The sequence below is a fragment of the Oceanicola sp. D3 genome (genome assembly GCF_006351965.1).
Taxonomy (GTDB): Bacteria; Pseudomonadota; Alphaproteobacteria; order Rhodobacterales; family Rhodobacteraceae; genus Vannielia.
The window spans coordinates 2,599,793-2,610,929 of record NZ_CP040932.1 but is presented as its reverse complement, the minus strand read 5'-3'; the positions used below and the strand labels follow the sequence as shown (position 1 = coordinate 2,610,929).

Genomic DNA, 11,137 nt, shown 5'->3' with positions numbered 1-11,137 from the left:
GGGGTGCGAGATGAAGGGAATGCCAGAGGAAGGCCGCTTTGTAACAGGCCGCCGCGACCCGGTGAGCGGGCAGCGCTGGGTGCATGTGAGCCGGGCGATGGTGGAGGCGCATCCGCAGGGGCGGCTAAACCTGCCGCTCTACGCGGCGACGCTGTTCTTCATGGGAATGGCCGCATGGCGGCTGGTGCTGTGGACCTTCGTTTTTGGCGGGTTCTGGATGCCGCTGGAGGTGATCGTGCTGCTGCTGGCGGCCGCCGCGATCTTCTTTCGGCTACCGCCCGGCGGATGGCTCGGGGTGACGGCTTGCGGGATGATCCTTGTTGATTTTGCCACCGGCATGAAGGGCGCGTGGGGCGGCCAGCTTTGGGCCTTGGCAGAGGCCGTGGCGGCTGTGGTGGTGGGGTTTTATCTGCTCACCGGCGCGAGGCCGAATTTCATCTATCGCCACCGGTTCCTGAGCGAAGCCGGGGAGGAGGATGCGGATGTTTGACAAGATCCTGATCGCCAACAGGGGCGAGATTGCCTGCAGGGTGATCGACACCTGCCGCAGGCTGGGGGTGAAGGTGGTGGCCGTCTACTCAGAGGCTGATGCTGATGCCCGTCATGTGGCCATGGCGGATGAGGCTGTTTGCATCGGGCCTGCGGCGAGCGGTTTGAGCTATCTCGACATTGGCAAGGTGGTGGCTGCGGCGCAGCAGACGGGCGCGCAGGCGGTCCATCCGGGCTATGGCTTTCTGAGCGAGAACCCCGATTTCGTCGCGGCGCTGGAGGGGGCCGGGATCACCTTTATCGGGCCGGGCGCAGAGGCGATCCGCGCGATGGGGCTGAAGGATGCCGCGAAGGCGCGGATGGAGGCCGCGGGTGTGCCGGTGGTGCCGGGTTATCATGGCGCGGAGCAGGATCCGGGGCGGCTGGAGGCCGAGGCGGCGCTGATCGGCTATCCGGTGCTGATCAAGGCCGTGGCAGGCGGTGGCGGGCGCGGCATGCGGCTGGTGGAACGGGCGGAGGCGTTTGAGGACGCGCTGGAATCGGCCCGGGTGGAGGCGCTGGGGGCCTTTGGCAATGGCGATGTGCTGATCGAGAAGTTCATCGAGCATCCGCGCCATATCGAGGTGCAGGTGTTTGGCGACGGGCAGCGGGCTGTTCATCTGTTTGAGCGGGATTGCTCGCTGCAACGGCGGCACCAGAAGGTGATTGAGGAGGCGCCCGCGCCGGGGATGACCCAGGAGGTGCGCGCGGCGATGGGCGGCGCGGCGGTGCGGGCGGCGAAGGCGATTGGCTACAAGGGCGCAGGGACGGTTGAGTTTATCGTCGACGGTTCAGGCGGGCTCAGGCCCGATGGCTTTTGGTTCATGGAGATGAACACGCGGTTGCAGGTGGAGCATCCGGTGAGCGAAGAGATCACCGGGGTCGATCTGGTGGAATGGCAGCTGAGGGTGGCGGCGGGCGAGCCCTTGCCCTGCGCGCAGGAGGATCTGACGATCCGTGGCCATGCGATGGAGGCGCGGCTTTATGCCGAGGATGTGCCCGCGGGCTTCTTGCCCGCCACGGGGCGGCTGGAGCGGCTGCGCTTTGGCCCCGGGCGGGTGGATACGGGGGTGCGCGAGGGCGATGTGATCAGCCCGCATTATGACCCGATGATTGCCAAGCTCACCTGCCATGGTGCCACCCGTGCCGAGGCCCGCGCGGCGCTGGCCGAGGGGCTGGCGGCGACGGAGGTGGCCGGGGTTGTTACCAACCTTGGCTTTCTCGGGCGGCTGATTGACCACGCGGGCTTTCGCGCCGGGGATGTGGAGACGGGGCTGATTGCCCGTGACCTTGAGGCGCTGACCGCGCCCTGCACAGAGCCGGAGCTTTTGGCGCTGGCCGCGCTGGCGGCACTTGGGCTCAATGAGGGCGGGCCGGGCGAGGGGTTTGCGCTTTGGGCGCCGTTGAGCTGGCCGGTGACGCTGCTGCGCGGTGCGGAGCCGGTGGAGGGCCGGATCTCGGCGCTGGGCGGCGGGGCCTATGGCGTGGAGATCGGCGGGGCCGAGATGCGGGCCGAGCGCGGGCCGGAGGGATGGCGCATCGACGGGCGCAGCCTGAAGGCGCGGGCCGAGGTGATAGGCGGCGAGGTGCAGGTGTTTGGCGCGGAGCCGATGGTGTTTGCGCTGCCCGACCCGCTGGAGGTGGGCGCTGAGGCGGCGGGCGAAGGGGCGATCCTCGCGCCGATGCCCGGCGTGGTGCGCAGCCTGCATGTGCGGGCAGGCGAGACGGTACAGGCGGGGGACCGGCTGGCGGTGATGGAGGCGATGAAGATGGAGCATGTGATGCGCGCGCCCCATGATGGCGTGGTGGCCGAGCTTGCGGTGGCGGCGGGAGACCAGCTTGAGGCCGGGGCGCTGATTGTGCGGATCGAGGCAGAGGCATGAGCGCGCCGCTCATCCGCCCTTCGAGGCGTCTTCGCGGGGGATGGGCCGCATGATCCGGCTGCATCACTGCCACGAGACACGCTCGATGCGGGTGCTTTGGCTGCTGCATGAGCTGGGGGTGGAGTTTGAGCTTGTTGTTCATCCCTTTGACAAGACCTTGCGCTCGGAAGATTACCTTGCGCTCAACCCGGCGGGGCGGGTGCCGGCGCTGGAGATTGAGGGCGAGGTCTGGTGGGAATCCGGCGCGATCATCGAGTTGCTCTGCGAGCGCTTTGCCGAGGCCGGGCTGGGGCGCGGGCCGGGGCAGGCGGAGCGGGCGGATTGGTTGATCTGGCTGCATTTTGCCGAGACCATCAGCCAGCACCTCGCCGCGCTGACGCAGCAGCACATCATGCTTTACGATGACGATATGCGCAGCCCGGTGGTGATGAAGCTGGAGGCGGCGCGGCTTGGCAAGTGTTTCGAGGCGCTGGAGGCGCGGCTGCAGGGGCGGGCCTATCTGCTGGACAGCGGATTTTCGGCCGCTGATGTGGCGGTGGGGCAGGCGGTTTACATGGGCCGGCGCTTTGCCCGGCTGGATGCGTTTCCGGCGCTCAGCGCGTGGTGGGCGCGGATGGAGGAACGCCCGGCCTTTCAGGCGTCTTCGCCGCCGGAGGGGGCGGATTTGCTTTATAAACAGGAGTTTTATGCGCCGTGGTGAAGGTGGAGATCTTCGAGGTTGGCCCGAGGGATGGCTTGCAGAACGAGCCGGGCGTGATCGGCCTGCCAGAGAAGGTGGCGCTGGTGGATTGCCTGAGCCGGGCGGGGTTTGCGCGGATCGAGGCGGCGAGTTTCGTTTCGCCCAAATGGGTGCCGCAGATGGCCTCTTCCGCCGAGGTGATGGCGGGGATCGCCCGGGCAGAGGGCGTGGGCTACTGGGCGCTGACACCAAACATGAAGGGCTATGAGGCCGCGCGCGCGGCGCACTGCGATGGGGTGGCGGTGTTTGCTGCGGCCACCGAGGGCTTTAGCCGCGCCAACCTGAATTGCTCGGTCGACGAAAGCCTGGAGCGCTTCGCCCCGGTGTTGCAGGCCGCGAAGGGCGATGGGGTGCCGGTGCGGGGCTATGTTTCGGTGGTGACGGATTGCCCGTTTGAGGGGCTGGTTGCGCCAGAGGCGGTGGCCCGGGTGGCCGGGGCGCTGGCGGAGATGGGCTGCGCCGAGGTGAGCCTGGGCGAGACATTGGGGCGCGGCGCGCCCGAGCGGGTGGATGCGATGCTGGCCGCGGTGTTGGGTGAGGTGCCGGCGGAGCGGCTGGCCGGGCATTTTCATGACACAGGCGGGCGGGCGTTGGAGAATATCGAGGTGGCATTGGCGCGGGGCCTGCGGGTGTTTGATGCCGCCGTCGGCGGCTTGGGCGGTTGCCCCTATGCGCCCGGCGCGGCGGGCAATGTGGCGACCGAGGCGGTGGCGGCCCGGCTGGCGGCATTGGGCTATGAGACGGGGTTGGATATGGGCGTGCTCGAGGAGGCGGCCGCGATGGCGCGGGCGATGCGGGCCGGCGGGGCGCGGGGCGGTGTGACGTGAGCGATCTGTTTCGCGGCGCCGAGCGGCTGATGGCGATGGACGATGCCGTCTGGCGGCGCCATGCCAACCCGTGGTCCGGCTGGAGCCGGATGCTCACCACGCTCCCGCTGCTCGCGCTGGCGATCTGGAGCCGGGTCTGGCTGGGATGGGGCGCGCTGGTGCCGGTGGGCCTTGCCCTTGGCTGGATCTGGGTCAATCCGAGGGTGTTCCCCGAGCCGAGGCGTTTCGACGCCTGGATGAGCCGGGGCGTGCTGGGCGAGCGGGTGTTCCTGGAGCATCGCGGCGAGATCCCGGCGGAGCACCGCAGGGCGGGCCTGGTGCTGGGGGCGTTGTCCCTGCCGGGCGCGCTGGTGCTGGCCTGGGGGCTCTGGACGCTGTGGGCGGACTGGGTGGTCTTCGGGGTGGTGTTGACGGCGCTGCCCAAGGTCTGGTTCGTTGACCGGATGGCCTGGCTGCACGACGACTGGCGCCGGGCCGGGCGGCGGGTGCCGGGAATGGGAGGCGATCATGGGTGACCTGGTCAGGATCGACACCGACGCGCGGGGCGTGGCCACGTTTTGGCTGGCACGGGCGGAGAAGCACAATGCGCTCTCGGCGGATCTGATCGACGAGGTGCATGCCGGAATCCAGCGGCTGGGGGCCGATGAGGCCGTGCGCGTGGTGGTGCTGGCTGGCGAGGGTAAGAGCTTTTGCGCGGGCGGTGACCTTGGCTGGATGCAGGAGCAGATGGCGGCGGATGGCGAGACGAGGGCCTCGGAGGCGTGGCGGCTGGCGGAGATGCTGGGCGCGGTGAATGCCTGCCCCAAGCCGGTGATCGGGCGCATCCACGGCAATGCCTTTGGCGGTGGCGTCGGCATGGCCTGCGTCTGCGATGTGGCGATTGCGGTAGAGGGGGCGAAGTTTGGCTTTACCGAAACCCGCCTTGGGCTGATTCCGGCGACCATCGGGCCCTATGTGCTGGCGCGGATGGGCGAGGCGATGGCGCGGCGGGTGTTCATGAGTGCGCGGATCTTCGGTGCGCAAGAGGCGGCCATTTTGGGCGTTGTGGCCGAAGTGGTGGCAGAGGGCGAGCTGGACGCGGCGGTGGAGCGGCATGTTGCGCCCTATCTGGACTGTGCCCCCGGAGCGGTGGCGGAGGCCAAGGCGCTGGCGCTGCGTCTGGGCGCTGCGCCCTCGTTCGAGGCGGTGGAGACCAGTGTGGAGGCCTTGGTGACTCGCTGGGAAAGCGCGGAGGCGCAGGAGGGGATCACGGCGTTTTTCGACAAGCGCAAGGCAAGCTGGATGGGCTGAGCTAGGGCCGGCATCGGCCCGGCATTGGCCATGCTGCGCGCTTGCGGGGCTGGCGGGTGTGCCTGCAGCGGAATGCGACCAAGGTGGGCGAGACATTTGCGGTGTGCGTGCTAGGTTCTGCCCGCGAGGAGGGCCTTAAGATGGCTGAGATTTCCGACAATATTCCTGCTGTTGCACTGGACTGGCATCGCGCGGGCGAGGGCGCGGTGCTGGCGACCGTGGTAGAGACATGGGGTTCGGCCCCCCGGCCCGTTGGCTCGCATCTGGCGATTTCGGGGGGCGGAGCGCTTGAGGGCTCGGTTTCGGGCGGCTGCGTGGAGGGCGCGGTGGTGGCCGAGGCTTTCGAGGCGCTGGAGCGCGGCGAGAGCCGGTTGCTGACCTATGGGGTGAGCGATGACGAGGCCTTCGGCGTTGGGCTGGCCTGCGGCGGGACGATCCGGATCTTGGTGCAGCCGATCGGTGCTGGCATGAGCGAGGCGGCGCTGGCCGAGGTGGTGGGCGCAATCATGGCCCGCCAGCCGGTGGCCTATGTGGTGGATACCGAAAGCTGGGGCAGCCGGGTGGTGGGGCCGGAGGGTTTTGCCGAGCGGTTCCGCGCCGACCGCTCGGGGTTTGAGGAGGATGGCAAGACCTTTGTCAGCATTCACAACCCGCCGCTCAGGATGGCGGTGGTGGGTGCGGTGCATATTGCGCAGTTCCTCGTGCCGATGGCGCAGATGGCGGGCTATGACCCGTACCTTGTGGATCCGCGCGAGGCCTTTGCCACGCCAGAGCGCTTTCCCGGCACCACGATCAGCCATGATTGGCCCGATGAGGCGCTGGAAGGCTGGGGGCTGGATGCGCGCACGGCGGTGGTGACGCTGACCCATGACCCGAAGATCGACGATCCGGCGATTGCGGCGGCGCTGGCCTCGGACTGCTTTTACCTCGGTTGCCTTGGCTCCACACGAACCCATGCCAAGCGGGTGGAGCGACTGAGCGCGGCGGGCGCCAGCGAGGCCGATCTCGCCCGCATCCATGCGCCGGTGGGGCTGAACATTGGCGCCAAGAGCCCGGCGGAGATTGCGGTGGCTGTGCTGGCGCAGGTGACCGAGGTGCTCAGGGGGCGCAAATGAGGTTTGGCCCGGTGCCGCTGCGCGAGGCGGAGGGTGCGGTGCTGGCGCATTCGCAGCGCGCGGGGGGGCGGGTGTTGAAGAAGGGCGCGGTGCTGGACGCCGAGGCCGTGGCGGCGCTTGCGGACGCGGGGCTTTCGGAGGTTGTGGTGGCGCGGCTGGAGCCGGGTGATGTGGCCGAGGACGCGGCGGCGCAGGCGCTGGCCCGCGCGGCGGTGCCCGAGCCGGGCGCGGCGGGGCTGACGGTGACGGTGCCGCACACAGGAAGGGTGAACTTCAAGGCCACGGGCCCCGGCGTGCTGCTGGTGGATTCGGCGAAGGTTCGGGCGATCAACGCGGTGGACCCGGGGCTGACGCTGGCCACGCTCGCGCCCTTCACCCGGGTGACCAAGGGTCTGCTCACGGGCACGGTGAAGGTGATCCCCTATGCGGTGCCGGGCGCGGCGCTGGAGGCGGCGCTGGAGGTGGCGGGGGGGGCGATGCGGGTGGCACCCGTGGTGCTGGCCCGCGCGGCGGTGGTGCTGACCGAGGTGCCGGGGCAAAAGCCCAGCGTGACGGAAAAGGGCCGCGCTGCGGTGGTTGGGCGGCTGGACGCGCTGGGGATTGCGGTGACGGCGGTTGAGGTGGTGCCCCATGCGCCGGGCGCGGTGGCCGATGCGTTGCAAGGCACCAAAGCCGATCTGGCGTTGATCCTCACCGGCTCGGCCACCTCGGATGCCCATGACGTGGCCCCCGAGGCGCTGCGCCGGGCCGGGGGCCGGGTTGACCGCTTTGGCATGCCGGTGGACCCGGGCAATCTGCTGTTTCTGGGCGCGCTGGGTGACATGCCGGTGATCGGCCTGCCCGGCTGCGCCCGTTCGCCCGCGCTGAATGGTGCGGATTGGGTGTTGGAGCGGGTGGCTTGCGGAATGATCCCGGGGCCGGATGAGTTTGCCGCGATGGGCGTGGGTGGGTTGCTGAAGGAAATTCCGATCCGGCCGCAACCGCGCGAGCGGCGGGGGTAGGGCGCGCGGCTTGCGCGGCGCGGCGTCTCGGGGCGGCTCATTGGGCCTTGTGGCCCTCTTCGCAGCTGCGATGAGCGGGCGAAGCCCCCGAAGAGCGGCTGCTTCTGGCGCGATGGTTAGAGGCTGTCATGCTCCAGACGGAGCGGATCGGTGAAATCGACGTGGACCATGGCCGCACGCCCGGTGCCATCGGCCTGAATATGGCTGAAAGGCTCCAGCACCAGTTGCGCATCACGGCCTCCGCTGCGGAGCGTGACGGTGGTGGGCACCGGCGCTTCGGTGGGGTAGCCCGCCAGCGGCAGCGGGCGGTTGCCGCAATGCTCCCAGAGGCTGGCAGACACGCTGCCCCCCTGCCAACTGACGGCGAGCGTTGCGGGGGCTGGGTCGACAACGACGTTGGGCGCGGCTTCGGGCATCGTGCAGCGCAGGTAGAGCAGGGTTTGCGGGCCTGCGAGCAGGCGCCTCAGATCAGCGGCAAACCAGCCGAGGGTGGCCGCCGCGAGCAGAACCGCCAGAAGAGCAGTGCGGCGGAGGGTCATTTGACGACTTCGCCCACATAGGTCACCACATCTGCCTTGCCGAGCGCGGGCAGGGCGGCGGCGACCTTCGTCCAGAGCAGCTTGTCGGGGTTGGACATGCCAGCCTGCGCCTTGATCATGCTGGGCAGGGCACCGTGGTAGCGGGCAACGCCGAAGCGCACGGCATCCAGCGCGGTGCGGCCCGGCTTTTCGCTGCGTTTGATGCAGAGGGCGAGATAGGCGGAGACCACGAAATCTTCCAAGTCCTTGTCATTGATGACCCAGCCATAGGTATCGCGCGGCTTCACCGTGTGACAATTGGGATCGAACTTTGCGCCGAGGGTTACAAGGCCCTTTTTGAGCCGCTTGCCGACTGCCACCTTCTCGACCCAGGCCACCCAGGCGGCGGCGAATTCCTTGGTGACATCGGCAAAGGCAGTGCCGCCAAGCTGGCCGCGCCCGATGGTTTCGCCATCAATCCCGGCGCGTTCCAGCAGGCTGAGGCGCGACTTCTCGGCGGCGTAGAGGCGGGTGACCATGTCGCCTTTCAGGTGGGTCTGGTTGGCCTGGCTGGTGGGCACCGCGGCGCGCACGGCTGCCACGGCCTCGTCGGGCGGGCTGACCGGGGGCGAGAAGGGGGTGAAGGTGAGCAGGAGGGTGATTGCATGCTGATCTTCGGCGGAGCGATAGCCCCCGGCGAGGGCGTTGTAGAGCCGCAGGGCGCCCTCGGCCTCTAGCCCGGCAAGGTCGGCGGTGGAGGCGGAGGTGACAAGGCTGCGGGCCTCGTCATCGCTCTCCATGAAGCTGGCGCTGGCCAGCCTTGCCTTGATCAATGCAACTGTGAGCGCCATGAAACCGGCTTTCGTGCTGAAATGGGCAGCGCCGCCTGTGAGCGGCTGAATGGACCCAGAATAGCGACTGGCCGGTGGGCGCGGTGTGAGAAATGGGTGAGCCGGGCATGAAAAAGGGCGGCCTGCGCCGCCCTGTCGTCATCTTGCTGATGGTCCGGTGGAGCCGGGCTTATTTTGGCAGCGGGTTGATCATCATGACCATCTGGCGGCCTTCCATCTTGGGCATCGACTCGACTTTGCCAATGTCCTTCACGTCTTCGGCCACCCGCTGAAGCAGGCTGCGGCCCACATCCTGGTGCGCCATTTCGCGGCCACGGAAGCGCAGGGTGACCTTCACCTTGTCGCCATTGCCGAGAAACTTGAAAACGTTGCGCATCTTCACGTCATAATCGTGGGTATCGGTGTTGGGGCGAAACTTCACCTCCTTCACCTCGATGACCTTCTGATTCTTGCGCGCCTCGGCCTCTTTCTTCTGGGTTTCGTACTTGAATTTGCCGAAATCCATGATCTTGCAGACGGGCGGGGTGGCGTTGGGGGAAATCTCGACGAGGTCCAGACCGACCTGTTCGGCGAGTTCCATCGCGCGCTGGGGCGAAACAACGCCCACGTTCTGTCCTTCGTGTCCAATGAGCCGGATTTCACTGGCCGTGATGCGCTCGTTCACGCGGGGGCCTGTATCACGCACCGGAGGGGCGTTGTGGGGTCTGCGAGCTATGGGATGTCTCCTGTTTCAGCCTTGGGTCGAATGGGCGGCAAAATAGACCCGCGGCCACCGCGGTTCAAGCGGATTGCGAGGTGGCGGTGGGATAAGACGCCGGGCCGGGCCGATGCGGCGGAGCAGCGCTGGCTTTGCCGCAGTGCCGCAATCGCGCATTCCATTCCCCGGTCAGGTGGATTAAGGTAGGGCGGGCCTCTTGCGAGGCGATTGCGGGACAAGGAAAATTGTTATGGACAACAAGATGATCGGCGGCGTTGTTGTAGCCGCTCTGGCCATTGGCGGATACATCTACGCCACGAGCTCCGATGAGGAAGCCGCCCCCGAAACCACCGAAGCGGCTGCGTCTGCCGAGACCGAAGCCGAAGCTGCGGGCGAAGAGATGACCGAGGAGGCTGCTGAAGCCACCGAGGAGAGCACCGAAGAGGCTGCGGAGGCCACGGAAGAGATGGCCGAAGAGACCGAGGAGGCCGCCGAGGCCACCGAGGAGCCGGCTGAAGAGGCTGCCGAGGCCACTGAAGAGGCCGCAGAAGAGGCGGGCAACGCGGTGGAAGAGGCTGTCGAAACCGTTGTGGAAGAGACGGTTGAGGCCTCTGAGGCTGTGACCGAGGCCGCCGAAGAAGCTGCCGGTGAGGCGATGGACGCGGCTGAGGGCATGGCCGACGCCGCTGCCGACGCGAGTGCTGAGACCGCTGAAGAGATGGTCGAAGACACCGCCACCGCCGTGGAAGCTGCGGGCGACTCCGCCGATGCCGCGATGGAGCAGGCCGCCGATGCGGTTGAGGCTGCCGACGAAGGCGCCACCGAAGCTGCGGGCGAAGCAATGGAAGCGGCCTCCGAGTCGATGGAAGCGGCCTCCGAGGCCATGGACGAAGCTGCCGAAGCGGTGGAAGCCACCGAAGAGGCCGCTGCCAGCGCCAGTGCTGAAGGTGCGGAAGCTGCCACCGAGGAGATGGCAGAGACCGCTGATGAGGCCACCGAAGAGGCTGCTGGCGAGGCGATGGACCTCACCGCGCTCACTGCAGAGGGCTTTGACCTCGAAAAGGTGACCGAGATGATCGAAGGCTCCGATCTTGGTGACTTCCAGAAAACCGCGCTGGTCAAGGCCGTGGAAGCGGCCAAGGACAACCCGGAAGCCCTTGCGGGCGCACTGGGCAAGGTGAAAGAGGCGCTCGGCCTCTGAGGCTGATCGACGCTTCGGCACACACATCAGGGCCCGCGCCGATTGGTGCGGGCCTTTTTCGTTGACTGGGTGCGCGATAAGACGCCTGCTCAACCTGCGGCGATCGAATTTGGCTATATACAGGGGCGCTGCACTCTGTCAGAAGGGCCGGGCTACGTTACCTACGTCGATCCCCCTGCTTTCCCTACCGGACTACAGCGATTTCGATACCGGCCGACCGCGCCACGCTGTTGCACTTCCGCGAACAGGTTGAAAACTAAAGGAGATCTCACGATGGCTAATGGCACCGTGAAATGGTTCAACACCACTAAAGGCTTTGGCTTCATTGCACCCGAATCCGGCGGCAAGGACGTTTTCGTCCACATTTCCGCTGTTGAGCGTGCTGGCCTGACGTCGCTTGCCGACGATCAGAAAGTCACCTTCGACATCGAATCCGGCCGTGACGGCCGCGAATCCGCTTCGAACCTTCAGCTCGCCTGAACGGTCT

13 protein-coding genes are annotated in these 11,137 nt (G+C 67.5%); 10 read left to right on the top strand and 3 right to left on the bottom strand.

Annotated elements, in window-relative coordinates; genetic code table 11:
- The first annotated feature begins 10 nt into the window (after nt 1–10).
- The 8 genes from FHY55_RS13235 (at nt 11) to FHY55_RS13200 (ending at nt 7,383) form a co-directional block, all read left to right on the top strand.
- The gene (locus FHY55_RS13235; RefSeq protein ID WP_140014646.1) at nt 11–490 is read left to right on the top strand and encodes a hypothetical protein; all 480 of its coding nucleotides are present in this window, start codon (nt 11–13) and stop codon (nt 488–490) included.
- Complete coding sequence (locus FHY55_RS13230) at nt 483–2,411, top strand: biotin carboxylase N-terminal domain-containing protein (RefSeq protein ID WP_140014645.1); 1,929 nt, start codon at nt 483–485, stop codon at nt 2,409–2,411. Before FHY55_RS13235 ends, FHY55_RS13230 begins: the two co-directional genes overlap by 8 nt.
- Nucleotides 2,412–2,460: 49 nt before the next feature.
- A complete protein-coding gene (locus tag FHY55_RS13225) occupies nt 2,461–3,111 on the top strand; it encodes a glutathione S-transferase family protein (protein ID WP_140014644.1) in 651 nt (216 codons plus the stop codon).
- Nucleotides 3,105–3,977 (top strand): hydroxymethylglutaryl-CoA lyase, encoded by an 873-nt coding sequence (locus tag FHY55_RS13220; protein WP_140014643.1) that lies wholly within the window; start codon nt 3,105–3,107, stop codon nt 3,975–3,977. The genes FHY55_RS13225 and FHY55_RS13220 overlap by 7 nt, the downstream gene beginning before the upstream one ends.
- Nucleotides 3,974–4,492 (top strand): DUF6653 family protein, encoded by a 519-nt coding sequence (locus tag FHY55_RS13215; RefSeq protein ID WP_254695306.1) that lies wholly within the window; start codon nt 3,974–3,976, stop codon nt 4,490–4,492. Before FHY55_RS13220 ends, FHY55_RS13215 begins: the two co-directional genes overlap by 4 nt.
- The gene (locus FHY55_RS13210; protein WP_140014642.1) at nt 4,485–5,267 is read left to right on the top strand and encodes a crotonase/enoyl-CoA hydratase family protein; all 783 of its coding nucleotides are present in this window, start codon (nt 4,485–4,487) and stop codon (nt 5,265–5,267) included. Before FHY55_RS13215 ends, FHY55_RS13210 begins: the two co-directional genes overlap by 8 nt.
- A gap of 140 nt (nt 5,268–5,407) precedes the next feature.
- Nucleotides 5,408–6,382 (top strand): XdhC family protein, encoded by a 975-nt coding sequence (locus FHY55_RS13205; RefSeq protein ID WP_140014641.1) that lies wholly within the window; start codon nt 5,408–5,410, stop codon nt 6,380–6,382.
- Nucleotides 6,379–7,383, top strand: a complete 1,005-nt coding sequence (locus FHY55_RS13200) for a molybdopterin-binding protein (RefSeq protein WP_140014640.1) — start codon at nt 6,379–6,381, stop codon at nt 7,381–7,383. Before FHY55_RS13205 ends, FHY55_RS13200 begins: the two co-directional genes overlap by 4 nt.
- Nucleotides 7,384–7,499: 116 nt before the next feature.
- Here FHY55_RS13200 and FHY55_RS13195 read toward each other — a convergent pair whose 3' ends face one another.
- From FHY55_RS13195 to infC, 3 genes are all read right to left on the bottom strand, one after another.
- Nucleotides 7,500–7,922: a hypothetical protein gene (locus FHY55_RS13195; RefSeq protein WP_140014639.1), complete on the bottom strand. Its 423-nt coding sequence runs from the start codon at nt 7,920–7,922 to the stop codon at nt 7,500–7,502.
- Complete coding sequence (locus FHY55_RS13190; protein ID WP_140014638.1) at nt 7,919–8,752, bottom strand: hypothetical protein; 834 nt, start codon at nt 8,750–8,752, stop codon at nt 7,919–7,921. The genes FHY55_RS13195 and FHY55_RS13190 overlap by 4 nt, the downstream gene beginning before the upstream one ends.
- Before the next feature lie 169 nt (nt 8,753–8,921).
- Entirely contained in the window at nt 8,922–9,467 is a 546-nt protein-coding gene (gene infC, locus FHY55_RS13185) for a translation initiation factor IF-3 (RefSeq protein ID WP_140014637.1), read from the bottom strand.
- A 232-nt stretch (nt 9,468–9,699) separates the two neighbouring features.
- Between infC and FHY55_RS20550 the strand changes: the two genes are divergently transcribed.
- Complete coding sequence (locus FHY55_RS20550) at nt 9,700–10,650, top strand: hypothetical protein (RefSeq protein WP_168223006.1); 951 nt, start codon at nt 9,700–9,702, stop codon at nt 10,648–10,650.
- 273 nt (nt 10,651–10,923) lie between these two features.
- On the top strand, nt 10,924–11,130 hold the full coding sequence (locus FHY55_RS13175) for a cold-shock protein (protein WP_140014636.1): 207 nt from the start codon (nt 10,924–10,926) through the stop codon (nt 11,128–11,130).
- Nucleotides 11,131–11,137: the final 7 nt, after the last annotated feature.

Excerpts from the sequence above, each read along its gene's own strand:
- FHY55_RS13235 (WP_140014646.1), top strand. The coding sequence starts at position 11 with ATGAAGGGAATGCCAGAGGAAGGCCGCTTTGTAACAGGCCGCCGCGAC.
- FHY55_RS13230 (WP_140014645.1), top strand. The coding sequence starts at position 483 with ATGTTTGACAAGATCCTGATCGCCAACAGGGGCGAGATTGCCTGCAGG.
- FHY55_RS13225 (WP_140014644.1), top strand. The coding sequence starts at position 2,461 with ATGATCCGGCTGCATCACTGCCACGAGACACGCTCGATGCGGGTGCTT.
- FHY55_RS13210 (WP_140014642.1), top strand. The coding sequence starts at position 4,485 with ATGGGTGACCTGGTCAGGATCGACACCGACGCGCGGGGCGTGGCCACG.
- FHY55_RS13205 (WP_140014641.1), top strand. The coding sequence starts at position 5,408 with ATGGCTGAGATTTCCGACAATATTCCTGCTGTTGCACTGGACTGGCAT.
- FHY55_RS13200 (WP_140014640.1), top strand. The coding sequence starts at position 6,379 with ATGAGGTTTGGCCCGGTGCCGCTGCGCGAGGCGGAGGGTGCGGTGCTG.
- FHY55_RS13195 (WP_140014639.1), bottom strand. The coding sequence starts at position 7,922 with ATGACCCTCCGCCGCACTGCTCTTCTGGCGGTTCTGCTCGCGGCGGCC.
- FHY55_RS13190 (WP_140014638.1), bottom strand. The coding sequence starts at position 8,752 with ATGGCGCTCACAGTTGCATTGATCAAGGCAAGGCTGGCCAGCGCCAGC.
- FHY55_RS20550 (WP_168223006.1), top strand. The coding sequence starts at position 9,700 with ATGGACAACAAGATGATCGGCGGCGTTGTTGTAGCCGCTCTGGCCATT.
- FHY55_RS13175 (WP_140014636.1), top strand. The coding sequence starts at position 10,924 with ATGGCTAATGGCACCGTGAAATGGTTCAACACCACTAAAGGCTTTGGC.